Source organism: Parasphingorhabdus sp. (genome assembly GCF_036964675.1).
GTDB lineage: Bacteria > Pseudomonadota > Alphaproteobacteria > Sphingomonadales > Sphingomonadaceae > Parasphingorhabdus.
In genome coordinates this window covers 16,703-43,657 of the sequence record NZ_JBALTF010000006.1, presented here as the reverse complement: position 1 = coordinate 43,657, position 26,955 = coordinate 16,703, and the positions used below count along the sequence as shown (strand labels likewise).

At 57.6% G+C, this 26,955-nt stretch carries 24 protein-coding genes and 1 tRNA gene; 15 read left to right on the top strand and 10 right to left on the bottom strand.

Annotation, left to right across the window (positions count from 1 at the left end; genetic code table 11):
* Window positions 1-33: 33 nt before the first annotated feature.
* On the bottom strand, window positions 34-3,117 hold the full coding sequence (locus V7665_RS02350; protein WP_335662928.1) for a TonB-dependent receptor: 3,084 nt from the start codon (window positions 3,115-3,117) through the stop codon (window positions 34-36).
* A gap of 330 nt (window positions 3,118-3,447) precedes the next feature.
* Between V7665_RS02350 and V7665_RS02345 the strand changes: the two genes are divergently transcribed.
* From V7665_RS02345 to V7665_RS02330, 4 genes are all read left to right on the top strand, one after another.
* On the top strand, window positions 3,448-4,953 hold the full coding sequence (locus V7665_RS02345; protein ID WP_335662927.1) for a tryptophan halogenase family protein: 1,506 nt from the start codon (window positions 3,448-3,450) through the stop codon (window positions 4,951-4,953).
* A gap of 587 nt (window positions 4,954-5,540) precedes the next feature.
* Window positions 5,541-5,789: a DUF3489 domain-containing protein gene (locus tag V7665_RS02340; protein WP_335662926.1), complete on the top strand. Its 249-nt coding sequence runs from the start codon at window positions 5,541-5,543 to the stop codon at window positions 5,787-5,789.
* A complete protein-coding gene (locus tag V7665_RS02335; protein WP_335662925.1) occupies window positions 5,786-6,244 on the top strand; it encodes a DUF2924 domain-containing protein in 459 nt (152 codons plus the stop codon). Before V7665_RS02340 ends, V7665_RS02335 begins: the two co-directional genes overlap by 4 nt.
* Complete coding sequence (locus tag V7665_RS02330; RefSeq protein WP_335662924.1) at window positions 6,237-7,856, top strand: recombinase family protein; 1,620 nt, start codon at window positions 6,237-6,239, stop codon at window positions 7,854-7,856. Before V7665_RS02335 ends, V7665_RS02330 begins: the two co-directional genes overlap by 8 nt.
* A gap of 208 nt (window positions 7,857-8,064) precedes the next feature.
* Here the strand turns inward: V7665_RS02330 and V7665_RS02325 are convergent.
* Window positions 8,065-8,139: transfer RNA gene (locus V7665_RS02325), tRNA-Thr, on the bottom strand.
* A gap of 131 nt (window positions 8,140-8,270) precedes the next feature.
* Here V7665_RS02325 and V7665_RS02320 point away from each other — a divergent pair.
* A complete protein-coding gene (locus tag V7665_RS02320) occupies window positions 8,271-8,423 on the top strand; it encodes a hypothetical protein (protein ID WP_335662923.1) in 153 nt (50 codons plus the stop codon).
* Window positions 8,424-8,432: 9 nt separating this feature from the next.
* Here the strand turns inward: V7665_RS02320 and V7665_RS02315 are convergent, their stop codons facing one another.
* The 3 genes from V7665_RS02315 to V7665_RS02305 form a co-directional block, all read right to left on the bottom strand.
* Complete coding sequence (locus tag V7665_RS02315; RefSeq protein ID WP_335662922.1) at window positions 8,433-8,924, bottom strand: acyl-CoA thioesterase; 492 nt, start codon at window positions 8,922-8,924, stop codon at window positions 8,433-8,435.
* A 33-nt stretch (window positions 8,925-8,957) separates the two neighbouring features.
* Window positions 8,958-9,344: a VOC family protein gene (locus tag V7665_RS02310; RefSeq protein WP_335662921.1), complete on the bottom strand. Its 387-nt coding sequence runs from the start codon at window positions 9,342-9,344 to the stop codon at window positions 8,958-8,960.
* A gap of 61 nt (window positions 9,345-9,405) precedes the next feature.
* Entirely contained in the window at window positions 9,406-11,187 is a 1,782-nt protein-coding gene (locus V7665_RS02305) for an aminopeptidase P family protein (RefSeq protein ID WP_335662943.1), read from the bottom strand.
* 101 nt (window positions 11,188-11,288) lie between these two features.
* Here V7665_RS02305 and V7665_RS02300 point away from each other — a divergent pair, with 101 nt between their 5' ends.
* On the top strand, window positions 11,289-13,355 hold the full coding sequence (locus V7665_RS02300) for a S9 family peptidase (RefSeq protein ID WP_335662920.1): 2,067 nt from the start codon (window positions 11,289-11,291) through the stop codon (window positions 13,353-13,355).
* Window positions 13,352-13,780, top strand: a complete 429-nt coding sequence (locus tag V7665_RS02295; protein WP_335662919.1) for an acyl-CoA thioesterase — start codon at window positions 13,352-13,354, stop codon at window positions 13,778-13,780. The genes V7665_RS02300 and V7665_RS02295 overlap by 4 nt, the downstream gene beginning before the upstream one ends.
* Here V7665_RS02295 and V7665_RS02290 read toward each other — a convergent pair.
* The 3 genes from V7665_RS02290 to hemC are packed head-to-tail and all read right to left on the bottom strand — an operon-like array spanning window position 13,777 to window position 16,433.
* Entirely contained in the window at window positions 13,777-14,751 is a 975-nt protein-coding gene (locus V7665_RS02290) for a mitofilin family membrane protein (protein WP_335662918.1), read from the bottom strand. The genes V7665_RS02295 and V7665_RS02290 overlap by 4 nt on opposite strands.
* A 45-nt stretch (window positions 14,752-14,796) precedes the next feature.
* Window positions 14,797-15,483, bottom strand: a complete 687-nt coding sequence (locus V7665_RS02285) for a uroporphyrinogen-III synthase (RefSeq protein ID WP_335662917.1) — start codon at window positions 15,481-15,483, stop codon at window positions 14,797-14,799.
* On the bottom strand, window positions 15,480-16,433 hold the full coding sequence (gene hemC / locus V7665_RS02280) for a hydroxymethylbilane synthase (protein ID WP_335662916.1): 954 nt from the start codon (window positions 16,431-16,433) through the stop codon (window positions 15,480-15,482). Before hemC ends, V7665_RS02285 begins: the two co-directional genes overlap by 4 nt.
* Window positions 16,434-16,477: 44 nt before the next feature.
* On the opposite strand from hemC, the gene tsaD reads away from it, so the two are divergent.
* The 3 genes from tsaD to V7665_RS02265 all read left to right on the top strand — a co-directional run bounded on the left by tsaD (window position 16,478) and on the right by V7665_RS02265 (window position 20,107).
* Complete coding sequence (tsaD, locus tag V7665_RS02275; RefSeq protein WP_335662915.1) at window positions 16,478-17,512, top strand: tRNA (adenosine(37)-N6)-threonylcarbamoyltransferase complex transferase subunit TsaD; 1,035 nt, start codon at window positions 16,478-16,480, stop codon at window positions 17,510-17,512.
* Window positions 17,509-18,504 carry an NAD(P)H-dependent glycerol-3-phosphate dehydrogenase gene (locus tag V7665_RS02270; protein ID WP_335662914.1) on the top strand — a complete coding sequence of 332 codons (996 nt, stop codon included), beginning with the start codon at window positions 17,509-17,511 and terminating at the stop codon, window positions 18,502-18,504. Before tsaD ends, V7665_RS02270 begins: the two co-directional genes overlap by 4 nt.
* 79 nt (window positions 18,505-18,583) lie before the next feature.
* The gene (locus V7665_RS02265) at window positions 18,584-20,107 is read left to right on the top strand and encodes a lipopolysaccharide biosynthesis protein (protein ID WP_442955157.1); all 1,524 of its coding nucleotides are present in this window, start codon (window positions 18,584-18,586) and stop codon (window positions 20,105-20,107) included.
* On the opposite strand, the gene V7665_RS02260 is transcribed toward V7665_RS02265, so the two are convergent.
* Window positions 20,108-21,106 (bottom strand): adenosine kinase, encoded by a 999-nt coding sequence (locus tag V7665_RS02260; RefSeq protein WP_335662913.1) that lies wholly within the window; start codon window positions 21,104-21,106, stop codon window positions 20,108-20,110.
* Between the two features lie 107 nt (window positions 21,107-21,213).
* Between V7665_RS02260 and V7665_RS02255 the strand changes: the two genes are divergently transcribed.
* A complete protein-coding gene (locus V7665_RS02255; RefSeq protein WP_335662912.1) occupies window positions 21,214-21,903 on the top strand; it encodes an EI24 domain-containing protein in 690 nt (229 codons plus the stop codon).
* Entirely contained in the window at window positions 21,900-22,265 is a 366-nt protein-coding gene (locus V7665_RS02250) for a hypothetical protein (RefSeq protein WP_335662911.1), read from the top strand. Before V7665_RS02255 ends, V7665_RS02250 begins: the two co-directional genes overlap by 4 nt.
* Here the strand turns inward: V7665_RS02250 and queG are convergent.
* Window positions 22,251-23,306: a tRNA epoxyqueuosine(34) reductase QueG gene (queG, locus tag V7665_RS02245; RefSeq protein ID WP_335662910.1), complete on the bottom strand. Its 1,056-nt coding sequence runs from the start codon at window positions 23,304-23,306 to the stop codon at window positions 22,251-22,253. The two genes, V7665_RS02250 and queG, sit on opposite strands and share 15 nt — an antisense overlap.
* Before the next feature lie 44 nt (window positions 23,307-23,350).
* Between queG and V7665_RS02240 the strand changes: the two genes are divergently transcribed.
* From V7665_RS02240 to V7665_RS02230, 3 genes are all read left to right on the top strand, one after another.
* Window positions 23,351-24,313 (top strand): ABC transporter ATP-binding protein, encoded by a 963-nt coding sequence (locus tag V7665_RS02240; RefSeq protein ID WP_335662909.1) that lies wholly within the window; start codon window positions 23,351-23,353, stop codon window positions 24,311-24,313.
* The gene (locus V7665_RS02235) at window positions 24,310-25,509 is read left to right on the top strand and encodes an ABC transporter permease (RefSeq protein ID WP_335662908.1); all 1,200 of its coding nucleotides are present in this window, start codon (window positions 24,310-24,312) and stop codon (window positions 25,507-25,509) included. The genes V7665_RS02240 and V7665_RS02235 overlap by 4 nt, the downstream gene beginning before the upstream one ends.
* A gap of 115 nt (window positions 25,510-25,624) precedes the next feature.
* Complete coding sequence (locus tag V7665_RS02230) at window positions 25,625-26,938, top strand: cytochrome P450 (protein ID WP_335662907.1); 1,314 nt, start codon at window positions 25,625-25,627, stop codon at window positions 26,936-26,938.
* The last annotated feature ends 17 nt before the right edge of the window (window positions 26,939-26,955 follow it).

Genomic DNA, 26,955 nt, shown 5'->3' with positions numbered 1-26,955 from the left:
GCTCGCTTTGAAATCGTCGGATTCTCGACCTCCCTAAAAGTCGAACCGCGCCAGAAAGGTGAACCGGCGGTCGTTTCGGAACGCCGAACGTCTGACGCGCGTACCGTCAAAATCGATTACCTGCGACGTCTGTGTAACCTCGTCGAGCAAGTTCACTCCCTGAACACCCAATTTGATATTGTCCGTCACGCTAAAGAATATCGAAGCATCCAGTTGGCCGGTAGCTTCGCCATAGATTGGCGAGAACGGGAAGATAACGTCTCGCGGCGTTTGCAGGAAGTCGGATCGCCAATTATAGGCCGCACGAGCAGAAATTGGCCCCTTTTCATAGAACAGTACTGCATTGACGGTATGCTTGGATATTCCCGCCAGTGGCAGGCTGCCGGCAAACGGACTTTGTTCGGCGCCAAGATTGGAGTTGCTGAATTTGCCACCATCCACATAAGTATAGGTAAGCTGCGAGCCGAAGCCACTGAGCAGACCGGGGAGGAAATCATATACCTGCTGGTAGGCGATCTCGACGCCCTTCAGCGTTCCCCCGTCGCTGTTGGTCGGTCCGTTCACCAGCACTTCGGTGGTGGCTCCACTCGGGCTGGTAAAGGTTCGAGACGTCGCGCCGCCATTCACGATGCCCTTGATGTCCTTCAGGAAGCCGGCGATCGTGATTGAACCCACATCGGCCCAATACCATTCGAACGACAGATCGTAATTCCAGGCTTGAATGGGTCGCAGCAACCTGTTGCCGGTGTTGATCGCAAATAATGGCCCGGTTTCGAGCGTGCCGGCAGCGCGCAGATTGCTGGTATTGTCAAAAATCGAACCGCCGGTGCGATAGGATGACAGATCCGGGCGAGAAATACCCTTGGACACTGCGGCGCGCACCAGCATGCCATTGCCGAAATCAAGCTTGGCATTGAAACTGGGCAGCCAATTTTCATAAGTGATATCGGAATTGTCCAGTATCTGCTCGCCGGTGAAGACCGATCCAAATTCGGCCAGTCTGGCAGGCGATAGTCCGCAATAACCGGGTGCCACCTGACCTGGCTGGACCATGCCGCAGGAGGTCTGAAGTTCGGCTACCGTGACTACATTGTCGCCATTACCAAAAAATTGACCAGTCGGATAGGTGATGGAACCGCCACTCTGGACCGTCGTCTTGACATAGCGAAGGCCTATGTTGCCGTCCAAGGAAAGACCGCCAAAGTCGGCGCCGAAGTCGACCCGCGCATAAGCTGCAAAAGTGCTTTCATCGACGTCCGAAATCTCGCCGGCATTCCATACACCACCGGGCACATTGTTGCCGCGAGCCGAAATCGGGAACCAGGCATTGGGCGTAAGCGTGAAGGCGGTAATCGCGTTTGCCTGCTGTTGGACAGCTCCGCTGAGATAATCGTCAACCAGGTTGTCGCCGCCGAAGAAATAGGCCGAACCATCGCCAAGCGGAACCGGCGCATTGCCGCGCTGGAAGCCGTCGCCAAAGGGATTGCGGAGCTGTGAAGAATTGGGGAAGTCGAACGCATAGGCGCCACCACAGCCAAAGGCCTGGAAATCGCCGCAATTCCAGTTGCCGCCGCGACCGGTCCAGGGTGCACCGAGGTTACCCCAGTTCGAAAAATTCGAATTGCGCGTGACACGATTGCGATCAGCCCAACGTGCACCAAAGCGTGCCTTTTTGAAAAAGCCATCGTCGCTGACGTCATATTCGCCGTCAAATTTCATGCTGGTCAGCTTACCTTCATTGGCGACCTGATTGTCGAGCAGGAACCAGTAGAGGCTTCTGGCAGGGTTGGTAAAATAGCTGGCTGGCGAACTGTCGGTGCCCGGCTCCAGAAACTGCACGATCGGCGTTTCGCCGGAATTGTCGATGAACAGATCGGAATAGGTCTGCATCGCCCCGATGAAGCCGCTTTCGGTTCGATCGGACCGGATATGCTGGACTTCGACGTTGAAGCGGAGCCGGTCTGAAGGAGCCAGATCGATATCGATCGAGAAATCCTCGGTCTTCGCCTCGTCTTCCCGCTGGAAGCGAAGCATTTCGGTTGGGATGCCCCGTCCGCCATTGAATGGCTGCGCCTGAGTCAGTGTGCCGGAAACAAATTGATTGCCGTTGAACGTTGGCGTCGTACCCGGCGCCACAATCGGGAAGAGATTGTCATCATTCACCAACGCGAGCGCGGAAAATTCGTTCAGCGTGGCTTCGGTTTCGGCTCGCAAATATTCGATGGTGACAACGGCGCTTCCGTCATTGCTCTCCCACTGGCCAACTGCCGAGAAAGCGTTGCGATCACGCGTCAGATCCGTCGTGCGAACGCCTGCCCCCTTGGGCACGAAAACCGCGCCCGCAGGCGGGAAGGTCGATGCATCAAAATTTGCGTCGCCGGAGAACCCGCCCGAACCCACTCCACGGACGCGGAAACACGGACCATCAAGCGTATCGGCGCGGTAGCACGGATCGGTAATCTGCGAAGCATCGGTTCGCGTGACCAGTTCGGATTGGGCGTAGCCCAGTTGAAGGCCGAAGGTGCCAATGCCGCTTTCAAATGTATTTGATGCCAGTACGGAGAAACCGGGCGACCATTCTTCAGCCAAATCACCGATATTTGCTTCGATTGTGCCTGCAATTTTCAGCCCCGGCGTGTCGAGCGGCTTGCGGGTGACGAGATTGACGGTACCCGAAAGACCGCCATCGATCATGTCGGCGGTGGTATTTTTGAATACCTCGACGCGGCCGAGGAGCTCCGGCGAAATGTCGTTGAAGCTCAGTTCACGACCACCATTGGCAGAAAAAATGTCGCGTCCGTTGAGTTCGGAACGCACGAAGGACAGACCACGGATAATGACCCCTGAACCCTCGACCGAGAAACGATCGGGGTCGTCGCGCTGTTCGAAGCGACTGATGTTTACGCCAGGAATGCGCTGGAGCGTCTCGGCCACGGAACGATCGGGCAATGCGCCGATATCTTCCGCGGTAATGACGTCGACGAAGGTATCGGCTTCGCGCTTGACACCCTGGGCCGATTCGAGCGAGGCGAGATAACCACTGACGATAATGACATTTTCATCTTCGTCATCGACTTCAACCTGCACGGGAGCCGGCTGCCCTGCTTCTTGTGCCAAAGCCGCGCCGCTCATGGCAAGACTGATGGCAAGGCTCGATACGGTTCCGAGCGCCTTCAGCCTGCTTGAATGGCACACACCCCAAAAGTGATTCTTGTTTGTCAAAGCAACCTCCCCATTCCCCAAAACTGGCGCTTTATTTCCGATTCGCGCCTTAATTGACAATTCATTAGCTCAATATGTTAGCGTTCACAAGCAATTAAATGAACGTTCACATTTGTGTTCCCTCATGTTATGCCTTGCGCGCGCAAGCTAGTCATCAAGCTAGTCATGATGCCCGTTATCGGGTAGCGAAAAAAGAAAACGACGACCGCGAGAGGAAACACCCTGATGCCGATAGACAGAATCATTATCGTTGGTGGAGGCACCGCTGGCTGGATGACAGCCGCTGCATTGTCCAAGCTGAACGATGCTGACAAGGTGGAAATCATTCTCGTGGAGTCCGAGCAAATTGGTACGGTGGGTGTCGGCGAGGCAACCATTCCACCCATCGTGGATTTCAACCGCTTGCTCGAAATCGATGAAAGCGAAATGCTGAGCGCAATTCAGGGCACCTTCAAACTGGGAATCCAGTTCGTGAACTGGGGCAAACTTGGTGACAGCTATATCCATCCCTTTGGCAATTATGGCTATGAAATGGAGGGCTTGACGTTCCACCATATCTGGCACCGACTTCGCCAGGCGGGAGACAAAAGACCGATACAGGTGTTCAATCCCGAAACCATGGCCGCCTATTACGGACGCTTTGCCCGGACTCCGGAAAACCAGCGGGAAGATCTGCCGCCGATCAACTATGCCTATCATATCGATGCTGGCCGCTACGCCCAATTCCTGAGGCGATATGCTGAAAAGCGGGGGGTAACCCGGCGCGAGGGCAGGGTTTCGGATGTGGCGCTGGACGGCGAGACAGGATTCGTCACCTCCATTACGATGGACAATGGCGAAACGATTTCAGGCGACCTGTTTGTTGATTGCTCCGGCTTCCGCGGCATATTGATCGAGCAGGCGCTCGAAACGGGATATGAGGACTGGACCCATTGGCTGCCCTGCAACCGGGCTGTAGCCCTGCCCTGTGCACGCGATGACGGCAGCCCTCCCCTGCCCTATACTCGCGCGACCGCGCATTCGGCTGGATGGCAGTGGCAAGTGCCGTTGCAAAATCGAAATGGCAATGGTCACGTCTATTGCAGCGAATATATGGAGGACGATGAAGCGCATCGCATTCTCGTCGGCAATCTGGCCGGCAAGCCGACTGCAGATCCCAATTTTCTCCGCTTCGTCACCGGCCGCCGCAAGAAGTTTTGGAACAAGAATGTCATTGCGATCGGTCTTTCCGCCGGTTTCATGGAACCGCTAGAATCGACGTCGATTCACCTGATCAATACCGGAATCAACAAGCTCATTGCCTTGCTCTCCCTCGATCGGGTTACGACGGTGCAGGAAAATGCATATAACCGGCTGACCGGGAAGGAATATGAACGTATTCGCGATTTTCTGATCCTCCACTATTGCCAGACCAGCCGCAATGACAGCGCGTTCTGGAATTACTGCCGGAACATGAGTATCCCGGACAGCCTCGCCGAGAAGATTGAGCTTTTCCGGACCAATGGTCAGATTTTCCGGGAAGATGACGAGTTGTTCACGGAAACCAGCTGGGCCGCGGTGATGATGGGACAGGGTATCGAGATGCAAGGCCACAACGCGATGGCGGACACGATCGACCTGGCCACGCTGAAACCTGAGGTCGATGAAATCGAAAAGTCGATCTCTTTCCTGGTCCAGCACATGCCCGCCCACAAGGAATTCTTGTCGCAATATTGCCCTGCCGCTGAGTGACCGGATTGCTTGCGATCGACGTGCGCTTCTGCAGGGTCCAATCCTGGAAACCGAAAGTCGACTTTCAGCCCAGCAGTCTTCCGGTTTCTATTATCTCGCCACTTGGTCGCCATTCAACAAGGCCAACGCTAGAGTCTACTTTTGATATTTGGCAACGGCCGGAGCGAATCTAACCTACTAGCTCCGCTGCATCCAATTGGATCTGCTATTTATCGAGGATCGACCGAAAATCGCTGATGCAGTATTTGACACCTGCAGCATCCAAATCCCTGGGCTGCCCTTTGACCGCAAATACGTGAGCATCTTCCAGCCTCGCGGTAACTAGAGCGAACAGCGCGGATCGCACCTTAATCGGGGCAACTTCATCATCGATATTTGCCATGTCGCAACAAATGCTCGACTTCGCTCGGAAGTCCATATGCAGCTTTCTAATACGAGCAAATAATCCACTGGACTTCGGTGTTTGTTGGAGCATTGCTGTCGATGTCGCCGCCAGTGACGCGATGCACCGCCCGCTCTGACAAGCGATCCGCGGCTTGGGTCAGTGGAGGAGCCGGACAGTCCGGCTTCCATACCGGAGACCCAATATGCCAACCACAAAACCCAAGACACAAAGCAAGGCCGCCACCGTTATCGCGCTTCTAAGCCGAGGCAAAGGCGCGAGCATCGATGAGATATGCAATGCCACCAAATGGCAAAAGCACAGCACCCGCGCATTCCTGACTCGCCTCCGCAAAAAGGGCCTTGTCATCATCCGTGAACAACGCGGTGATGAAGGAACGGTCTACCGGTTGACGGAGACGCCCAATGAGAAACCGCAGCAGGCAGCATCATGACTATGCTGGGCCAACTGTTGGCCGAGCTTATAACCATGCCCCCTGCTCGGCTGCGATCGCTGTGGCGTGACACATATCGATCGCGAGCACCGGACGTTAGTCCAGACCTGCTCAGGCGCGGTATCGCCCATCGCCTGCAGGAACGCTTGCACGGCAAATTGCCGAACGCTACCAAGCGAGAAATCGAACGGCTCCGCAAACGCGTGGAGCGCACGGGCAAGGCCGGAAACATGCACGCCATCTCGTTGAAGACAGGAACCAGGTTGGTTCGAGCGTGGAACGGCAAGAGCTATCATGTGCTCGTTTGCGATGATGGCTTTGAGTTTGAAGGTCGCCACTATGACAGTCTCAGCCATATTGCCCGGGAGATAACCGGTGCCCATTGGTCAGGTCCCCGCTTCTTCGGATTGAAGAAAAGGGGTGGCTATCAACCAAGGTCGACGGCAAATGTCTGACAAGCCCAAAAAGCTTCGCTGTGCGATCTACACCCGCAAATCGACCGAGGACGGGTTGGAGCAGGATTTTAACAGTCTGGATGCACAGAGAGAAGCCTGCGCCGCCTATATTCTCAGTCAAGCCAGTGAAGGCTGGGAGGCGGTATCCGAGTTTTATGATGATGGCGGTTGGTCTGGCGGTTCAATGAACCGCCCTGCCATAACCCAGCTGCTGGGCGACGTGAAAGCCGGGAAGGTTGATGTCATCGTTGTCTACAAGGTTGATCGACTGACGCGCTCGCTGGCTGACTTTGCCAAGATCGTTGAGATACTGGATGAGAATGAAGCTTCATTCGTGAGCGTCACCCAGTCGTTCAACACAACGACCAGCATGGGGCGGCTGACGCTGAACGTTTTACTGTCATTCGCGCAGTTCGAACGTGAGGTCACTGGTGAGCGCATTAGGGACAAGATCGCCGCATCCAAGAAAAAAGGCATGTGGATGGGTGGTCCCATTCCCATTGGATACAACCTTCAAGATCGCAAGCTGATGATTAATGAGAGTGAGGCCGAAGCAGTATGTCATATGTTCAGGCGCTACACCAAACTCAAATCGGTACCTCAGCTTGTCGATGAGCTTGCGGCCGATGGCTACCGAACAAAGCAGCGCTTGTATAAGGGCGAACGAATCGTTGGCGGCATTCCGTTCCGGGCTGGATCCCTTACGAAACTCCTTCATAACCCGATCTATATAGGAAAGGTCCGGCATAAAGATGCGATCTATGATGGAGAGCATGAAGCTATCATAGATCAGGCACTGTTCGATAAGGTGCAAAAAACCTTTGCCACCAACCGCCGCGACAATGCCCTCGGCAAAAAATCCGATAACCCAAGTCTGTTGACCGGTCTCATCACTGACCCAGATGGCAGGCCCATGTCACCGACGCAGTCTCGCAGAGGAGCCAAGCTCTATCGTTATTATACAACCCGACTGGAACCAGGAGAAAAGAAAAACTCGGTCTGGAGGATGCCGTGCGGAGAAATCGAACGACTGGTGATCAATGCGATTGCAGACCAACTCCGCGCCTCCGGATCCAACGGTAGCGAAACTGCAGCGGATCTTTCCACACAGATCGATGACCGATCAGATATGGCGGATGCCTTGCCTGATATGTGCATAACCAACCGGCGCGAGACATTGCTGAACTATCAAACCAAAGTTCAGATCAAGGAAGCTGCGATAGAAATAGTCTTCAGACCAACCGACTATACTGACCCCGTATCCGTAACCGTAAACGCAGAACTCGTTAGCAGAGGCTCGGATGTGAAGTTAGCCATCGCTCCAAGCGATGGAACTTCAAAACGAGATCCTGACCCGATACTGCTCCGTCTAGTAGCGCATGCATTTGCCGCACGGGATTTTCTGATGGATGGAACACCATCTCCAATGATCGCGGTATACAGCAAGGCTCATCTACAGAAATTGACCCGGCTCAGTTATCTGGCTCCCGATATCATCTCGACCATCATTGATGGATCGCAACCGGAAAATCTCACCGGGCGCAGAATATTGCGCATGGGCAATGTCCCGCTATGCTGGACAGCGCAGCGCGCCATGCTTGGGTTCAACTAAGCCCCACATTCATCAATATCTAAAAGTGCATCCGGTGCCAGCGTTTCGGGCCATCGAGATCAATGGCCATTCTGCCCCGGTATCGCGGGTGCCAAATGGTCTCAGTGGACAGGAGCAGTGAGCCACCCACCGGTAACCCTCTGATATATAGACAATAATTTCGCTCTCATGGCCGTAGCCTAGAGACGCTGAAATCTGGGAAAAATGGTGGTGCTGCTAGAGAGAATTGAACTCTCGACCTCGTCATTACCAATGACGCGCTCTACCACTGAGCTACAGCAGCCGGACCATTTTGATGCATCGGCAACAGCCGCCGCGCTGGGCGGTTTCGACCGAACCGAGGGGCTAAGACCAAATGCTTGCGAGCTTGTCAAGCGGAGTTGCGTTTTTCATCGGATAATGCAATCAGGCGCCATGCCAAAACCACAGCCAAAATCGGAAAAATTACGCAAGGAAGCGGAGAAAGCCGAGCGCCTCGCCGCACAGCTGCGCGCCAATCTGCGCCTGCGCAAGGCGCAGGCAAAGCAGCTGGTTCCCGGCAATGCCGACGCCAAGCCGCAACCCTAGAGCCTGACCCTAGACGCTGACGACTGCCCGTTCCGGCTTGATAATCTCGAAATCGCTGACCGCCTCGATGAATTTCGCGGCCACCGGAGCAACCTGGTCGGTTGCCGGATCAAACCAGACATAGGTTAGCTTGACCACATTGAGCAGCTCTTCGCCGCGCAAAATATTCACGAGCAGCGCATAGCTGGTCCGGCCGAAGCGGGTGATTCGCACCGCGATGTCGAGCAGGTCATCCGCCTTTGCCGGCGCGCGATAGTCGACCTCGGCATGGCGCACCCAATTGTCGCCGCCAAAATGCTGCATGAAGCCGCCGAGCATATCGCCTGTGGCCTGCGTCCCGCTCGCCGCCATCAGCGCGCGCATATATTCGGTCAGACCGACATCGGCAAAGGCCAGATAATGGGCGTTGAAGACAATGCCCTGCAAATCGCATTCGGCATAGCGCACACGCATCGGGGTGATCAGGCGAAAGCCGTCACGGGGATTTTTCTGTTCCGTCATGGTGGCGGCTCTTTCCCCAGCGCCGCAGGCCTGTCAACCGGCTTTGGCCGCGGTCATGCAAAAGGCGTTGAGCTTGTTGCCATCCGGATCGCGGAAATAGCCGGCATAGAAACCGTTGTCGCCGCGCGGACCCGGTGCGCCTTCATCGCTGCCGCCATTGGCCAGCGCGAGATCATAAAGCCGCTGCACCTGATCCATATCCTCGGCCTGCAGCGCAACCATCACGCCATTGCCAACGCTGGCCGCCTGGCCGTCAAACGGCTTGGTCGCCGCGATGCCCGGCGCACCGCCCATATTGCCCCAGGCGATGAACTGGTCAAAGTCCATCATCCGGCCAACGCCCATTTCCTTGGCGAGCGCATCATAGAATTTTGCCGCCTTCTCCATATCATTGGTACCCAATGTGACATAACCAATCATGCTCTTCCTCCTTCTTGTCGAAAAAGAACATTAAGTGAACGATTGAGTCGGGTCAATGGCGTCAGAGCGGCGCGGTCTGTACCTCCAGCCAGTTCAGCGCATCACCGTCCAGCTGCGGCGCAATCGCCGCGCGCACCTTGGCATGATAGTCGTCGACCCACTGGCGCTGATCCGGCGAGAGCATGGCAATATCGATCAGCTTGCGCTCGAGCGGCGCGAAGGTAAGCGTTTCGAAACCGAGCATGGCCTGTTCGGCGCCATCGATGGCGCGCTCTTCGACCAGAATCAGATTCTCGATGCGAATGCCGAATTCGGCGGTCTTGTAATAGCCCGGCTCGTTGGAACAGATCATACCTGCCACCAGTGGCTCGTCAAAGCCACTATGAGCCGCGATCCGCTGAGGCCCTTCATGCACAGCCAGATAGGAACCCACGCCATGGCCGGTGCCATGAGCATAATCAACGCCATCGGCCCAGAGATATTGCCGCGCCAATATGTCGAGCTGCCCGCCGGTCGTGCCTTTCGGGAAGACCGCCTTGGCCAGCGCGATGTGACCCTGCAAGACCTGGCTATAGCGCTTGATCATTTCGGCGGTCGGCTCACCCACTGCCATCGTGCGGGTGACATCGGTCGTACCATCACGATATTGGCCGCCGCTATCGACCAGATAAAGCGTACCGGCTTCGATCTTGCGATTGGTTTCTTCGTTCACGCTATAGTGGCACAGTGCTCCATTGGGGCCGGCACCCGAGATGGTGCGGAACGACAGATCCATCAACTTGTCGGATTGCCCGCGAAATTCGGCGAGCTTGGCCGCAACCGACAATTCGTCATAGCCACCCTTGGGGGCTTCTTGCGAGAACCAGTGCAGGAATTGGCTTAGCGCAGCGCCATCGCGCGCCTGTGCCGCCTTGTGGCCATTGACTTCGGTCTCATTCTTGATCGCCTTCGCCAATATCGTCGGATCGCGCTTTTTGACAATGATCGCGCCGGCTTGCTCCAGCTGTTCAAATATCGCGGCGACCGAACGTTCCGGATCGACACCGATCTTCTGATCCTGATATTCATTCAAGGCAGCAGGAAATTCGTCATAGCTGCGCACCCCGACCGCGTTGCCCAAATGCACGCGCACGTCGTCGGTGAGCTTCTCCGGTGCCACAAACAGTTCTGCGCTGCCATCAGCCTTCACGATTGCATAGCCACGCGGAACCGGCGTGTTGGCGATATCCTTACCGCGAATATTAAACGCCCAGGCGACAGAATCGAGCGCAGCGATAACCGTTGCGTCCAGCCCTTCTTCCGCTAGCCATTTGGCAATATCTGCACGTTTGTCGGCGGATGACTTGCCCGCAAATTCATCCGGCTGAACGTCGAGCTTGGCCAAAGATGGTTCCGGCTGGTCTTCCCAAACCCGATCAATCGGATTGACCTTGACCGCAACCAGCTTGGCACTGGCTTTTTCCAGTTTGGCGGCAGCCGACTTCGCCCAATCCTGGGTATGAAGCCAGGCATCATAGCCAATGGAAGAACCTTCGGGTGCATTGGCCCCCAGCCAGTCGATGACGGTCTGATCCGCCGTGCCGACATATTCATATAGATTGCCATCGACCTGATCGCGCACCTGAATGGTATAGCGCCCGTCTGTAAAAATCGCCGCCTTGTCCTTGAGCACCACGGCGGAACCGGCAGAACCGCCAAAGCCGGTCAACCAGGCCAGCCGCTGCGCATAATCGCCGACATATTCGCTCATATGCTCGTCACAAATCGGCACGACAAAGCCATCGAGACCGTCTTTTTGCATTTGTTCCCGCAGCGCATGCAAGCGGGCTTCATAGGTAGACATCAACATCGCTGAGCAAACTCCTTGAATAAGCTTATGGTGACACACATAGGGGTTCCGAGCCCCAATCACCACCTAAATCCGGCCGGAGATATATAGAGAATATGACCAAAAAGCTGACTCGTCCGCCCTTTGCAGAACAGCGTCCCCATAGCTACGAGCGGCACGGATATGTCGTGGACGACCCCTGGCACTGGTTGAAAGATGCGCGATATCCGGTGGTCGAGGACGCGGATGTGCTCGCCTATCTCAAGGCGGAGAATCAGTGGTTCGAACAGAATATGGCGGATCGCAAAACGCTGACCCAGTCGCTGTTTCAGGAGATGAAGGCGCGGATCAAGGAAGACGACAGTTCGGTCCCGCAAAAAGACGGCGACTGGCTTTACTGGAGCAAGTTCGAGGAGGGCATGCAATATCACCAGCATTGGCGCAAAGCGGTATCGGGCGGAGAAGACCAGCTGATGCTGGACGAGAATATACTGGCCGAAGGCAAGGAATATTTCCGGCTGGGCGCGGCGTCAGTGTCCCCCGATGGCCACTTGCTGGCTTATGCTTTTGACGACAATGGCTCGGAGCGGTTTGAGGTACGGATCAAGGATCTGACCAGCGGCGATCTGCTGCCCGACATCATACCCGGTACCCTGTCGAGCCTGGTCTGGTCGGCCGATTCCACTATGCTGCTCTATGGTCTCGCCAATGAACAATGGCGTACCGACAATGCCCGGCTGCATGTCTTGGGCAGCGATACTGCCGATGATGTCGAGCTTTATCATGAAGATGACGAGGGCTTCCGCGTCGGCATCGGCCTGACCCATTCGGAAAAATATATCGCCATTTCGAGCGGCGATCACGAAACCAGCGAAATACGGCTGGTGCCCACCGACAATCCGCTGGCCGAACCGATATTGGTGTCGGCGCGGCAGATTGGCCGCGAATATGAAGTCGAGGAGCATGACGACAGGCTCTATATCCTGACCAATGACGACCATGTTAATTTCCGGCTGGCGACGGCGCCGGTCGCCGACCCGGACAATTGGACGACATTGATTGCCGGATCGGATGAATTTTACCTGATGGATGTGTGCACTTTCAAGAATTTCTATGTGACCGAAGGCCGCGAAAATGGCCTCGATCAGATCGAAATCCGGTCCTATGATGATCCAGCCAAGGTCGAGCGCATCTCCTTTCCCGAGGCCAGCTATAGCGCCGGTTTGGACGACAATCCCGAATATGATGTCGACAGGCTCCGGCTCAGCTATGATTCTATGGTCACACCGGACACGGTCTATGACTATCATCTCGCCGACAAATCGCTCGAAACGCTCAAGCTACGTGAAATTCCGTCCGGCTATGACGGCAGCCAGTATAAGACCGAGCGGCTGATGATTGAGGTCCGCGACGGAACGCTGGTACCGGTGTCTCTGCTCTATCGCAAGGACACCAAAATCGACGGCAGCGCGCCGCTCCATCTCTATTCTTATGGTGCTTACGGCTATGCCGTGCCGCCCAGCTTCTCGACGACCCGGCTCAGTCTGGTCGATCGCGGCTTCGTCTATGCCATTGCCCATATTCGCGGCGGCGATGATCTCGGTCGCAACTGGTATCTTGATGGCAAGCTGACCAAACGGACCAACACGTTCAACGATTTCGTCGATGTCGCCAGGGGCCTGGTCGCCAAGCACTATACCAGCGAAGGCCGGATCACCGCCTCGGGCGGCTCTGCCGGTGGCGAGCTGATGGGCGCAATTGTCAATAGCGATCCGGGCCTCTGGGGCGCCATCGTCGCCCATGTTCCCTTTGTCGACGTGCTCAACACGATGCAGGACGAGAGCCTGCCGCTCACCCCCGGCGAATGGCCGGAATGGGGCAATCCGATCACCGACAAGACGGCGTTTGAATATATCCGCAGCTATTCGCCTTATGACAATGTGACGGCGCAGGATTATCCGCCGATGCTGATCACCGGCGGGCTCAACGATCCCCGCGTCACCTATTGGGAACCGGCGAAATGGACGGCGAAATTACGCGCGACCAAGACCGACGACCATATGCTGCTGCTCAAGACCAATATGGGCGCTGGCCATGGCGGCAAGTCCGGCCGGTGGAACGCGCTGGAAGAAACGGCGGAGGAATTCGCCTTCATCCTGTGGCAGATGGACTTGGCTGCATGAGCGATGCGCCCTCTTCCCTGGGAGAGGGGAAAATTGGATTCACCCTCCCGATCACCGCGCAACCGGAAGACATTGACGAACTCGGTCATGTCAATAACGCGGTATGGGTGCGCTGGATTCAGGATCTGGCAACGGCGCACTGGCAGGCGGTCGCGCCGCAGGATGCCATTGATCGCTATATCTGGGTCGTGACCCGGCACGAGATTGACTATCGCGGCAATGTCGGGGTCGGCGAGAACGTCACCGGGCGCACCTGGATTTCAGAGCCGCCCAAGGGCGCGCGTTTCTGGCGCAATGTCAGTTTCACCGGGTCCGATGGCAAGATCAAGGTCGCCGCGAAAACCAACTGGGCGATTATCGAGCGGGCAAGCGGACGGCCGGTTCGTGTACCCGCTGATCTCGCGCAGCTGTTCCTGAGGAATTAAGGCGCCGGTATGGCGGTGGACGGGGCCAGCGGTGAGGGTTGGTCTACCCTGTCCCCGTCGGCAGTACGCAATTGTTGCGGCTCCAGAATCGCTGCGGTTTCGATGACGTCCAGCGCCCTCCGCGCTTCGTTATAGCGCCGTGCCTTTTCCATCCATTGCAGGGCATCCTCGTCCTTTTCCACGCCGGCCAGTTTCTCGACTTCCGCAATGGCAGCATCGACATTGCCGGTTTCGACATAGCGTTTCGCGCGAATCAGTCGCTGTTGTGGTGCCGGGGAAGGCGTGCCTTGACGGCGGATGACGAACAGTTCGGACAGCTCCCGCTGAAAGTCCGACCAGAATCCTGCACCACTTGAGCCCGTCATCAGTGCCGGCCCCAATTCATCCAGTCCCGCGGACAATTCTTCCAGTGTAACCGGCTGGCGAGAGGCGTTGACAATCGTCGTCACAGCTTTCGGCTGCGCATCGCCAAAACGAAGCCGCAACTGGGGATCAATATAGCCAAGCGGCGATCCGCGATCCAGCGCACGGCGCGCGGCAAAGGCGATCAGCAGGCCCTCCGCCCGGGCTGCATTACCCGATGCCGCCTGCGCCTGCACATTGATCCGCGACAAACGGTCTTCCAGATCGGCAACGCGGACCGCAAGCGCGCGCTCCAGATCGGAGGTCAGGGTCGTCACAGGGGCAGCTTTTGCGGACTGCGCTGGCGATGTCGCTGGCAAGACGCTGCCATCGGCATCGATTCGATTGGCAAGGGCAGTCGCCGGGTCAGGCTTTGCTTTTGCGCCATTGCTATTGGCAACCGCGGCAGCTTCCGTGTCCGAAGCGCTATCAAACGGATTATAACGGGACAATATCCATCCGGTCAGGATCACCCCGCCGATAAAGGCCACCACCATCAAAATCAGTATATTGCGCGTCAAATTGCTCTTGCCAGTCGATGGCGACAGCCTTTCATAATCGCGGCTCATTCCGGTTTTCCTTCCCGGCCCGGCCATATGGCGAACCAAATATTCTCATTTGTTCTGGCATAGTCGGGTCGCCAGAGACAGTAAAGACTCGTCGTCCGGACGGTCCGCCATTTGCACGCTTCCCCATCCCTGCCCTGCCGCTTCTGCCACTTTGGCGGAAAAAACAACAGCATGATGGCGGTCCCGCTCGATTTGCAGGCGATCCAGTTCCGACGCCAGATGCCTCGCCGCGCGTGCCGAGTGGAGCAATATGATCGTTTCCGCGTCCAGGCAGGCCACGGCCTTTTCGCCCAAATCGATCGCTCGCGAGCGGTACACCGGGACAATATGCAATAGCCGTTCACCCGAATCGAACAGGCTATGCTGCTCGCCAGCCAGCCACAAAATGCTGCGATATCGATTGGCCGGTAGCTGATTAAGCAATTGCTGGCCCCCGGACTCGCCGGTTTTGGCGATATGAAATCCCGCATTTTCTGCGGCCCTTGCGGTTGCTTGGCCCACCGCCAGAACCGGCAGCGATTTGTAGGCGTCTAGCTGGGTTCCGCCATGAGACACGGCATTGGCACTGGTCAGCAGCAATGCATCAAAATCCTGCACTGCGGGACCAGACCATGCAATCGACTCGACGGTGAACAGCGGATCAACAACCGTCTGCAACCCCAATTGCTTCGCTCGCCGCTCGGTCTGCAGCGCGCCGTCGAGCGGCCGCAGGATCAGCAGCGGCAGCATCATCGGCCGAATATGGCTCTCAGCTCCGCACTGGCCTGCCCCAGAAGCTTGTCTGCCAATATGCCGGGCGCGGAAACATCACCAGTGTCAAAGCTGCAGCTTCCCACGACGAATTCTGAACCATCGGGCAATAAAATTTCGGCCCGCAGATGAATCGTCACGCTATCAATCGTTGCCAATGCGGCAACCGGGCTGTGACAATCCGCAGTCAACTGTTCCAGAAACAGGCGCTCGGCAATGACCGCGCGAAATGTGTTTGGCGATGATATCGCGTGCATCAGATGGCGGACATGCGTGTCATCGGACCTGGTTTCGATCCCGACCGCGCCTTGCGCCGGCGCGGGAAGCATGATTTCGTCGGATATCTCGGTTCCGACATCTTCCATATCGAGGCGGTTCAGACCGGCGGCCGCGAGCAGAGTCGCGTCATATTCGCCGTCTGCAATTTTCTGCAGCCGGGTCTGCACATTGCCGCGGATCAGCCGGATGTCGAGATCGCTTCTTTGCCGCAAAAGCTGCGCCTTGCGGCGCGGCGACGCGGTACCGACGATGGCGCCCTCCGCCAGGCCGTCAATCGAATCCGCGCCGATCAGCCGGTCATGGATATCGGCCCGTTCCAGTATCGCCGCCAGAATGAATTCCTCCGGCCGGATGGTTTCCACATCCTTCATGCTGTGCACTGCGCAGTCGATTTCACCGCCGCCGAGCGCGTAATCCAGTTCCTTGGTCCACAAAGCCTTGCCGCCGACGTCCGCCAGCGCCCGATCGAGTATCTTGTCGCCGCTGGCGATCATCGGCACCAGTTCCACCTGATCGGGCCGCCAGCCATGCACCGATAACAGCGCATTGGCGGTCATTTGCGCCTGCGCCATAGCCAGCGGGGATTGGCGCGTACCGATACGCAATGGCCGGTCCAGTCCGGCGAGAATCTCTTTTTTGGCGTTTTCACTCATGATAGCGCTTGTTCTAATGGCTTGAGCGCCTAAGTAAAAGCGTCATGAGCCTGATCTTGGGAATTGAATCCAGCTGCGACGAAACAGCGGCCGCGCTAGTCACGTCTGATCGGGAGATTTTGGCGCACAAACTGGCTGGCCAGGAAGCGGAACATGCCCCCTATGGCGGCGTCGTCCCCGAAATTGCTGCCCGCGCCCATGCCGAGATTCTGACCCCGCTCATAGCCGCGGCGCTGGCGGAAGCGGGCAAGTCACTGGATGATGTCGATGCCATTGCCGCCACCGCCGGCCCCGGCCTGATCGGCGGCGTGATGGTTGGTCTGGTCACCGGCAAGGCGCTGGCGATGGCCGCAGGCAAACCGTTGATCGCGGTCAATCATCTCGAAGGCCACGCACTGTCCCCGCGACTGGTCAATCCGGATCTGGCCTTTCCCTATTTGCTGATGCTGGTATCCGGCGGCCATTGCCAGATATTGCGCGTCGAGGGCGTCGGCCAATATCGGCGGCTGGCAACCACGATTGATGATGCCGCCGGTGAAGCGTTCGACAAGACCGCGAAAATATTGGGTCTCGGCTATCCGGGCGGCCCCAGGGTCGAGGCCTTGGCACGGCAGGGCGATCCGGCCGCAGTTCCCCTGCCCCGCCCGTTGCTCCGGTCTGCCGAACCACATTTTTCTTTCGCCGGATTGAAAAGTGCCGTGGTTCGCGCCCATCAGAATGGCGCGCACAGGCCCGAAGATATAGCCGCATCTTTTCAGCAAGCGGTGGTCGACTGCCTGCGCGACCGGCTGGAAAAGGCGATAGCGGAACAGGAAAGCTGCGCCCATCTCGTAGTTGCGGGCGGAGTTGCCGCCAACGGCCCGATTCGCGCCATGCTCGAACAGGTCGCGGAGGAAAATGCGATGGCCTTTACCGCGCCGCCGCAATGGCTGTGCACCGACAATGCGGCGATGATCGCCTGGGCGGGCGCCGAGCGTTTCGCAGCCGGCCTCACCGATCCCCTCGATTTTGTCGCCCGACCGCGCTGGCCGCTGGATCCGACGGCTGAAAAAGCGCGCGGTGCGGGGGTGAAAGCATGACCAAGGCGACTGCCAAAATCGGCGTGATCGGTGCCGGAGCCTGGGGCACGGCCCTGGCGCAGGTGCTGTCCGAGGGACAAGATCAATTGCTGCTGTGGGCCCGCGAACCTGAGGTTATCGACCAGATCAACCGGACCCACGAAAATAAATCCTTTCTCCCCGGCCACCGGCTCCGCAACAATATCCACGCGACCCAGGATTGGGATGCAATGGCGGCTTGCGATATGCTGCTGCTGGTCACGCCGGCGCAACATCTGCGCGCCACCCTCCAGACTTTGCCGGACAGCGATGCGGCGCTGCTATTGTGCTGCAAGGGCATCGAGGCGCGAAGCCGATTGCTGTTAAGCGAAGTTGCAAAGATAGTGCGGCCTGACAATCCCCTCGCGATATTATCCGGCCCGACCTTTGCCCACGAAGTCGCGCAAGGTCTGCCGACCGCCCTGACGCTGGCTTGCGAAAGCGAGGCCTTGTGGGACCGACTCAATCCGCTGATCGCAAAAGCAAGCTTCCGGCCCTATTATTCCGACGATGTGATCGGCGCGGAAATTGGCGGCGCCGTCAAAAATGTGCTGGCGATCGGCTGCGGCGTCGTCGACGGTGCCGGCCTCGGACAAAATGCCCGCGCATCGCTGATCAGTCGCGGCTTTGCCGAAATGCTCCGCTACGGCGCGGCCCGCGGTGCCAGAGCGGAAACCTTGTCCGGCCTGTGCGGCCTCGGCGATCTGGTGCTGACCTGCTCTTCGACCAGCTCACGCAATTTTTCGCTCGGCAGGGGGTTGGGAGAAGGCCAGTCGGCCGAAGCGCTTCTGTCAGACCGGACAACGGTTGCCGAGGGCGCCTCAACAGCACCCGTGCTTCAGCAGGATGCAAAGGCGCGCCAGGTCGACATGCCGATCGTCGATGCCGTCTGCGCTTTGCTGGCCGGCACAGCCGATGTTCAGTCTGTGGTCACCCAGCTCATGAAAAGGCCGCTGGTCTCTGAACGCAGATAGACCGGCAAGCCATGATGATGACAAATTTGCAAAACTGCTATAGACTTGTTTCCCTGGAGCGGGCCAGCCGGAGAGCGATTTGAACAGTCCTGAACCATCAGGCACGGCTGGTGCGGCGCCAATTGATGGCGACACGCCCGCCGACAAAAGCAAGGATGATATTGCCGCGCTGGCCAAAGGCGGACGGACCAATATTTTCGGCTTTCTGCTGCGTCTGGCTGCGCGTCTACCGTTTCTGTTCATCGCCGGACGCATCTATGGCGCCGATGCGCTGGGGCGTTTTGCCTATGCGATATTGGTTGTCGAATTTGCCGCCCAGCTCGCTACTCTTGGACTGAAACGGGGACTGGCGGCTCAGCTGAGCCAGACCGAAAGACCCCATGTGCATGTGGTCTGGGATGGCTTGCTGGTCAGCTTCCTGGCATCCGCAATCGCCGCGACCATTCTCATCACTTTTCCATTCATCATGTTCCCCAATAGCGAAATCAACGGACTGGACCGGTTTTTACCGCTGGTGATATTCACCGTTGTCGGAGCGGATATCGCTCTGGCCGCCCTCGCTTATCGCTATGATATTGCCGCGACCGTGCGCGCCCGGTCGATCGTGGAACCCTGGACGATCAGCATCGCCGCCTTCCTGTTCTCTTATTATTCGCTGCGCGACGGCCTGATCCTCTCCTATGTCGTATCAATGATCGCGGCACTGGTCGCGTCGCTCTGGCCCCTGTTCAAAAGCTATGGCCTGCCCTGGGGCTGGCGTCCGGAACCGATGAAAATCGCAATGATCGCCCGGCGCAACATGCCGCTGGCGGCCGCTGATGCCGCCGAATGGGGCTCGCGCCGACTGGATCTGGCGATCCTCGGTCTGTTTGCATCGCCCGCCATCGTCGGAATCTATTATATTGCCCAGCAGGTAGCGAGCCTGCCGCAGAAGCTCAAAACCAGCTTCGATCCCATTCTCGGTCCGGTGATCACCCGCAATCTGGCAGCCGGCAATATGAAAGCCATTGCCAGCCAGGTCAGCCAGGTCGGCTTCTGGATCATTGCTGCACAGATCGGCATTGCGCTGGCTCTGGCGATCCCGGGCGAAGCCGTGATGGGACTGGTCGGGCCGGGTTTCGTCGGAGGGACCGGCGCCCTTGCCTTCCTGCTCGCCGCCGAAGCGGTTGCGGCAACCGCCGTGGTCAGCGAATCCGCGCTGGTCTATATTGCGCGCCACCGCAACCTGCTGATCTCGCTGTCGATGCTGCTGCTGCAGGCCGGGCTCAGCATCGCCTTCATCCAGATTTGCATCTATATGGGCTGGGGGCCCCTGTTTAAGGCTGCGGCGGTCGCGGCGGCCCTGATGGTGGCGCTCGCTTATGCTTCGGTGGTCAAAGCAATTTTCCTGTCAAAACTGCTCGACGCGCCGGTCAATGGCTGGCGCTGGACCTTGATGATCGCTGTCGGCGTCGCCAGCGCAGTCGGCTATCTCGTCACCTATATGCCCGAATGGGCGGAATTGATCGTCGGCATCCCGATGATCCTCGGCAGTTACGCCTGGGTCATCTGGAAATGGGGCTTTGGACCGGAAGACCGAACCTTGTTCAAAATGAAAGGCTGATCAGCCGAGCCGGGCTTTCACCAATGCAAGCAGATCTGCTTCCGGGCGGGCACCATAATGAGAAATCACTTCCGCTGCGGCGACGGCACCCATGGTCAGACATTCTGCCATCGGGCGCTTTTCGATATAGCCGCTGAGGAAACCGGCGGCGAACAGGTCGCCGGCACCGGTCGTATCGACGATATGATCAACGGGTTCCGCAGAAACGGCTGTCGTCTTGCCATCACGAACCGCGATCGCGCCTTTTTCGCTGCGCGTCACCACCAGCGTTTCGACTTTGGCAGCCGTTTGCGCAACCGCCGCATCAAAATCTTCAGTCTCGCTCAGCATCATGATTTCCGCTTCATTGGCGAACAGAATATCAATCTTGCCATCGTCAATCAGGCCGACAAATTCTGCCCGGTGCCGATCGACACAAAATGTATCGGACAGGGTGAATGCAACTTTCCGGTCATGTTGCTTGGCGATATCAATCCCCAGTGCCATGGCCGCCTTGGGTTCGTCGGCGTCCCACAAATAGCCTTCCAGATAGAGGATCGCGCCGCTGGCGATCAAATCGGCATTGACCGCAGCCGGGGGTAGAAATTGTGATGCGCCGAGAAAAGTGTTCATCGTCCGCTGTGCATCTGGCGTGACGAAAATCAGGCAACGCGCGGTCGGCGGCTGCTTGCCCAGCGGCGGCACATCAAAATCAATCCCCGTCGCGCGAATATCATGGGCAAAGACTTCGCCCAGCTGATCGTCGGCCACTTGCGCGATCAACGCGCACTGGCGACCCAAAGTCGAAGCCCCGGCAAGCGTATTTGCGCCTGAACCACCGCTAATTTCCCGCGCTGGCCCCATGTCACGATAAAGCTCCTGCGCCCGATCGGCATCGATCAGGGCCATGCTGCCCTTGACCAGCTGCTCCTCGTCGAGAAATTCGTCGCTGGCCTGCGAGATTACATCAACAATCGCATTGCCGATGGCGACAATATCATAACGGGCTTCGGTGCTCATAAAAATCCTCTTGGGGCAATGTCTATAGTTCGGGGTGCGTTAGGGGTTTGCCCCGACGCCATCAAGCAGAATTGACGCTGGCCAGGCAATCGTGACATGAAGCACATATGATACAGGCCTTCACCCGCTCGCTTGCGCAGCTCACGGACCGGACCATATTGGCGATTCTGCTGAAGGTCATATTACTCACGACCCTGCTGTTCATCCTGTTCGGGGTCGTGGCCTATTTTGGGCTGCTATGGCTGTTCGCGTGGCTCGGCACGACAGACGGCGGGTTTGCCGCCGCAACCGTAGCAGCGATCATCGCTATATTGACCGGGCTTTTTTTGTTCCGGATTGTCGCCATTTTTGTGCTCAACATCTTCTCTGACGACATCGTCGACGCGGTCGAGCGGCGCTATTATCCGGAACGGGCGGAAATGGCGAAACCGCCGGGCTATGGCATCGGCATCAAAATGGGGCTTGCTTCCGCTGGTCGCGCCCTGGGCTATAATATTCTTGCTGCCCCGCTCTATGTGTTGCTGCTGGTGACCGGCGTCGGCGTTCCGATTGCCTTTTTTGCGATCAATGCCATTTTGCTGGGCCGGGATTTGCAGGACATGGTCGCGGCCCGGCACGTGACCGATTATCGAAATCTCGCGGCGGAATGGAGCCTTCCCAAAGCCCAGCGCTTCCTCCTTGGCCTGATCGCGGCCTTGTTGCTCGCCATACCCTTTGTCAATTTTCTTGCACCGGTTTTGGCAGCCGCTATGGCTACCCATCTGGTTCATGGGAAGAAGGAACAATGGTCCGCATGAAAGCCAAATTTCTAATATTGCTCAGCCTGCCGGGTCTGGCCGCCTGCGCCTCGACGACCACGACAACGCGCCCCGGCCTGCCAGCTGTTGCAGCTTCGCCGCTCAATTCTGTCGCTGGTCTGGACATTGTCATGGGCAAGACCGCCAGTCAGTTGACCCGCCTGTTCGGCGATCCCCAGCTCGATATATCCGAGCCGCCCGCCCGGAAACTGCAATTTGCCAGCGGCGCGTGCATAATGGATGCCTACCTCTATCCGTCCGAAAGTGGCGGTGAAGGCCGGGTCACCCATATCGACACCCGCCGCAGCGATGGTGCGGAAGTGGACCGGGTCAGCTGCGTCAATGCCTTAAGGCTGCGCTGACGCCAGCTGATCAAGCGCCCAGCCAGCCGCTTCCCGGATCACTTCATCGCCATCATCCAAAAGCGCCTGCACCGGCGCAATCAAGGCTGCATCCCCGCTATTGCCAGCAGCGATCAGGGCATTGCGCACCATCCTGTTACGGCCGGTGCGCTTGATTGGCGATCCTGAGAACACCTGCCGGAAACCGGCATCGTCGAGCGCCAGTATATCCACCAGAGCGGGAGCCGCCAGTTCCGCGCGCGGCAGGAAAGCCTTGTTCGCCGCTCCCGCCTGGGCAAATTTATTCCACGGACAGACCGCCAGACAATCATCACAACCATAGATATGATTGCCGATCGCCTTGCGATATTTGTGCGGGATCGGCCCCTTATGCTCGATCGTCAGATAGGAGATGCAGGCTCTTGCATCGAGCTGATAGGGCGCGGGAAAGGCGCCGGTCGGGCAAATATCCTGACAGGCGGAGCAACTGCCGCAACTGTCTTTTCCCGGCTTTGATGGCTCCAGTTCAAGCGTGGTGTAGATCGCACCCAGAAACAGCCAGCTGCCATGATCCCGGCTGACGACATTGGTATGCTTTCCCTGCCAGCCGAGGCCAGCGGCTTCGGCCAGCGGCTTTTCCATCACCGGCGCGGTATCGACAAAGACCTTCACTTCGCACTCGGCCTGTTCGACCAGCCAGCGGGCGGTGCGCTTGAGCGCGCCTTTGACGACATCATGATAGTCCCTGCCCTGCGCATAGACCGAAATCCGGCCATGGTCAGAGACGCCCTCCAGCGCGAATGGATCAGTAGCCGGCGCATAGCTCATGCCCAGCATGACAACCGTTTCCACTTCGGGCCACAGGGTCTTCGGATCGGACCGCTCATCCGCCCGGTTGGCCATCCAGAGCATGTCGCCCTGACGCCCTTGCGCGAGCCACTGCTGCAGGCGTTTCCGGGTTTCGGGGGCCAAAGTGGCCGGCGCGATGCCGACAGCAGAAAACCCCTCGTCGATCGCCTTTTTTTCGAGCGCTTTTGCCAATCTTAACTTGTCATCCGCCATAGGCTGTCCCTATCAAACACTAGCATCAGATATGAAAGCCGTAAATGCACGCCCCCAATCCCGAATTTGCCATAGAGGCCCGCAATATTGTCAAAAGATTTGATGGCGAGACCGCCGTTGACGGCATTAATCTGGCGATCAGAAAAGGCAGCATATTCGGCATATTGGGACCGAATGGAGCGGGCAAGACCACGACCTTGCGGATGCTGCTCGGGATCATCGACCCCGACGAAGGCGAGCGCTTTCTGCTCGGATCACCCAACCCGATTTCAAAAGCGCATCAGGTTGGCTATCTCCCCGAGGAGCGCGGCCTCTATCAATCGATGAAAGCCTATGATGCGATTGCCTTCATGGGTGCGCTGCGCGGACTGCCGCTGGCCGAAGGCCGCAAGCGCGGGCGCAGAATGATGGAAGACCACGGGCTGGGCGATGCCGCCGACAAACAGATTCGCCAGCTATCCAAAGGCATGGCGCAGACGGTGCAATTGCTCGGCACGCTGGTCCACGATCCCGATCTGATCATCCTCGATGAACCATTTTCCGGTCTCGACGCGCTGAACCAGGGCAAGCTGGAACGGTTGATCCGCGACCAGGCCGACAAGGGTGTGACGATCATTTTCTCGACTCATGTGATCGCTCATGCCGAGCGATTGTGCGAAGAAATCGCCATTATCGCCGATGGGAAGATCCCGTTCAAAGGCAAGGTTTCGGCGGCGCGAAACCGACTGCGCCCGCAAGTTCATCTGGAGACGCGGAATCTCGATGGTCCCTGGCGCACCGCGATCCCGGCGGACTGCAAGCCGCTCGGTCACAACTGGCATTTCACATTGCCGGAAAGCGGAGTGGAACCGCTGCTGCATGCGCTGGTCGAAGGCGGTGCCGGTATCGAATCGCTGTCGATCGAGCGCCCCGGCCTGCACGACGCCTTTGTCCAGATCGCCGGCGAAGCGGTGGCCCGAAAAATGGATGAAGATGCCACGACCAACAATATGGACGAAGCTGCATGATCGAGACCATTCGCGCCGCCTATGTCATTGCCCGCCGTGATTTCACCGCGATCATATTTTCCAAATCCTTCTTTTTCTTCCTGCTCGGGCCGCTATTTCCAATCGGCATTGCCGTTGCGGCCGGCGGGCTCGGATCACAGGTTTCCCAGGATATCGACAATTCCGTCATCGGGGTCGCCATAAGCCCGGAAGAAGCCGATATATTGCTGGCGACTCGATTGCGCCTGTCCCGGAGTCTCGGTTCCAAATCCATGCCGGAACTGGTGGTCCTGAGAGATTTTTCCAAGAAGGAAGCGGACATTATCGCGAAACTGGACAGCGAGAAATCATTGACCGCGATCCTGTCCGGCACGCTCGCCGCGCCGGTGCTGACTGGATCGGAACGCGACGTCAAGCGATGGCAGGGCAAGATCACCCTGCTGGCGGAAACGGCCCTTTCGCAGCCCGCAATGGTTGACGTGGAAACAAGATTTATCGGTCAGACCAGCAGTTCCAGCGAACGCAATCAACTCATGACGGCGCAGGCCGGTCAGGCGATCCTGATCCTGCTGACGATGATATTGGCGGGCATGGTTCTGTCCAATCTGGTCGAGGAAAAGACCAACAAGATCATCGAAATTCTCGCCGCCGCGATCCCGATGGATGCGATATTTCTCGGCAAGCTATTCGCGATGCTTGGCATGGCCCTTGTCGGAATCACCGTGTGGAGCACGATGGGCCTGACCGTGGCTCTGCTGGTCGGCGGAAATTGGAGTGCCTTGCCCTCGCCGGCAGTCGGCTGGCCGATATTCGGCGTGCTGATGATATTCTACTTCTCCATGGCCTATCTGCTGCTGGGCTCGCTATTTCTCGGGATCGGGGCGATGGCAACAACCGTGCGAGAGGTGCAAACCCTGTCGATGCCGGTCACCATGGGGCAATTGCTGGTATTCTTTCTCTCCTATTCCGCGATCACCAAGCTCGGCGAACCGGTCGAATGGTTCGCTGTCCTGTTTCCGTTCAGCTCGCCGTTCGCGATGATCGCGCGCGCGGCGCAGATGGACAATCTCTGGCAGCACGGCCTGGCGCTGATCTGGCAGGCAATTTTCACGATGATCATCATCCGCTTTTCCGTGATGCTGTTCCGCCGCAACGTCATGAAATCCGGACAGGCCGCCCGCAAGAAAAGCCTGTTCGCCAGAGTCACCGGAAAATAATCTCGGGATTCACGTAATTTGCCGAAAAGACATTGACATTGCTGTCAATAGCGGCAGATTGAACTAGTTTTGAAACGCAACCGATTGCTAAAACCAGCAACGGCAGGAGAGAATTATGGCTTCCGTTCCCCAAATTGACCTCGACAATCTGACTACCTCCCCCACTGCAGATGAGGCGCTGGAAGGCTGGTACAAACGCAACCCCCCGATTGCTGATACCGATGCCAATCCCTGGGACGTCAGTCGCGCCGAGCTGTACAGCAAGGATCTCTGGCGCAAGCCGTTCGCGGAAATGCGCGCTACGGCGCCGATCAACAAGATCGAAGGCGGCGTTCACGGAGATTTCTGGAACATCACCACCTACAAACCGATCCAGCATGTCGAGGCGCTGCCCGACATTTATTCTTCCGATGTTTCCCATGGCGGCATCACCATCGCCGATCCCGAATTTGATCAGGATTTCCAGCTGCCGATGTTCATCGCCATGGACCGGCCCAAGCACACCGGCCAGCGCCGCACCGTAGCACCGGCCTTCACGCCAACCGAGATGAAGCGGATGGAAACCGAAATCCGCCAGCGCACCGAGGAAGTGCTCGACAGCCTGCCATGGGGCGAAAAATTCGACTGGGTCGACAAGGTCTCGATCGAACTCACCACCGGCATGCTCGCCATATTGTTCGGCTTCCCCTGGGAAGACCGCAGGATGTTGACCTACTGGTCCGACTGGGCTGGCGACGTGGAATTGTCGGTTGCAGAAGATCTCACCGAGCAGCGACGCCAGATATTATTTGAAATGGGTGCTTATTTCACCAAGCTGTGGAATGAACGGGTGGATGCAGAACCGACCCCCGACCTGATCTCGATGATGATCCACTCGGAACATATGCGCGATATGGATCCGATGGAATTCATGGGCAATCTGGTGCTGCTGATCGTCGGTGGCAATGACACCACGCGCAACACCATGTCGGGCGTGGCCTTTGGTCTCAGCCAGTTCCCCGAGGAACGGACAAAGTTGCAGCAGAACCCCGATCTTATTCCCAATGCGGTGCAGGAAATCATTCGCTGGCAGACCCCGCTCGCCCATATGCGGCGCACCGCGCTGGCAGATCATGACCTGTTCGGTCATCAGATCAAGAAAGGCGACAAGGTCGTGCTTTGGTATATTTCCGCCAATCGCGACGAAGAGGTTTTCCCGGAAGCCGACAAGATCAAGGTCGACCGCGAAAATGCCCGGCGCCATCTGGCTTTTGGCTATGGCATTCACCGCTGTGTCGGTGCCCGCCTCGCCGAGTTGCAGATCCGTATTTTGCTGGAAGAAATGCACAAGCGGCGGATGCAGGTCAATCCGACCGGCAAACATCGCCGCGTCCACGCCTGTTTCGTCCACGGATTCCGCGAACTGGAAGTCGAACTCTCGAAATATTGATCAGTTCCCATTCAGGT

Bases quoted from the DNA above. Each gene is read 5' to 3' on its own strand.
- V7665_RS02335 (WP_335662925.1), top strand. From the start codon at position 5,786: ATGACTATGCTGGGCCAACTGTTGGCCGAGCTTATAACCATGCCCCCT.
- queG (WP_335662910.1), bottom strand. From the start codon at position 23,306: ATGGCGGATGACAAGTTAAGATTGGCAAAAGCGCTCGAAAAAAAGGCG.
- V7665_RS02285 (WP_335662917.1), bottom strand. From the start codon at position 15,483: ATGATGCTGCCGCTGCTGATCCTGCGGCCGCTCGACGGCGCGCTGCAG.
- V7665_RS02310 (WP_335662921.1), bottom strand. From the start codon at position 9,344: ATGATTGGTTATGTCACATTGGGTACCAATGATATGGAGAAGGCGGCA.
- V7665_RS02250 (WP_335662911.1), top strand. From the start codon at position 21,900: ATGAAAGCCAAATTTCTAATATTGCTCAGCCTGCCGGGTCTGGCCGCC.
- V7665_RS02320 (WP_335662923.1), top strand. From the start codon at position 8,271: ATGCCAAAACCACAGCCAAAATCGGAAAAATTACGCAAGGAAGCGGAG.
- V7665_RS02345 (WP_335662927.1), top strand. From the start codon at position 3,448: ATGCCGATAGACAGAATCATTATCGTTGGTGGAGGCACCGCTGGCTGG.
- V7665_RS02235 (WP_335662908.1), top strand. From the start codon at position 24,310: ATGATCGAGACCATTCGCGCCGCCTATGTCATTGCCCGCCGTGATTTC.
- V7665_RS02300 (WP_335662920.1), top strand. From the start codon at position 11,289: ATGACCAAAAAGCTGACTCGTCCGCCCTTTGCAGAACAGCGTCCCCAT.
- tsaD (WP_335662915.1), top strand. From the start codon at position 16,478: ATGAGCCTGATCTTGGGAATTGAATCCAGCTGCGACGAAACAGCGGCC.
- V7665_RS02255 (WP_335662912.1), top strand. From the start codon at position 21,214: ATGATACAGGCCTTCACCCGCTCGCTTGCGCAGCTCACGGACCGGACC.
- V7665_RS02270 (WP_335662914.1), top strand. From the start codon at position 17,509: ATGACCAAGGCGACTGCCAAAATCGGCGTGATCGGTGCCGGAGCCTGG.
- V7665_RS02315 (WP_335662922.1), bottom strand. From the start codon at position 8,924: ATGACGGAACAGAAAAATCCCCGTGACGGCTTTCGCCTGATCACCCCG.
- V7665_RS02230 (WP_335662907.1), top strand. From the start codon at position 25,625: ATGGCTTCCGTTCCCCAAATTGACCTCGACAATCTGACTACCTCCCCC.
- V7665_RS02240 (WP_335662909.1), top strand. From the start codon at position 23,351: ATGCACGCCCCCAATCCCGAATTTGCCATAGAGGCCCGCAATATTGTC.
- V7665_RS02290 (WP_335662918.1), bottom strand. From the start codon at position 14,751: ATGAGCCGCGATTATGAAAGGCTGTCGCCATCGACTGGCAAGAGCAAT.
- V7665_RS02295 (WP_335662919.1), top strand. From the start codon at position 13,352: ATGAGCGATGCGCCCTCTTCCCTGGGAGAGGGGAAAATTGGATTCACC.
- V7665_RS02330 (WP_335662924.1), top strand. From the start codon at position 6,237: ATGTCTGACAAGCCCAAAAAGCTTCGCTGTGCGATCTACACCCGCAAA.
- V7665_RS02305 (WP_335662943.1), bottom strand. From the start codon at position 11,187: ATGTCTACCTATGAAGCCCGCTTGCATGCGCTGCGGGAACAAATGCAA.
- V7665_RS02260 (WP_335662913.1), bottom strand. From the start codon at position 21,106: ATGAGCACCGAAGCCCGTTATGATATTGTCGCCATCGGCAATGCGATT.
- V7665_RS02340 (WP_335662926.1), top strand. From the start codon at position 5,541: ATGCCAACCACAAAACCCAAGACACAAAGCAAGGCCGCCACCGTTATC.
- hemC (WP_335662916.1), bottom strand. From the start codon at position 16,433: ATGAGTGAAAACGCCAAAAAAGAGATTCTCGCCGGACTGGACCGGCCA.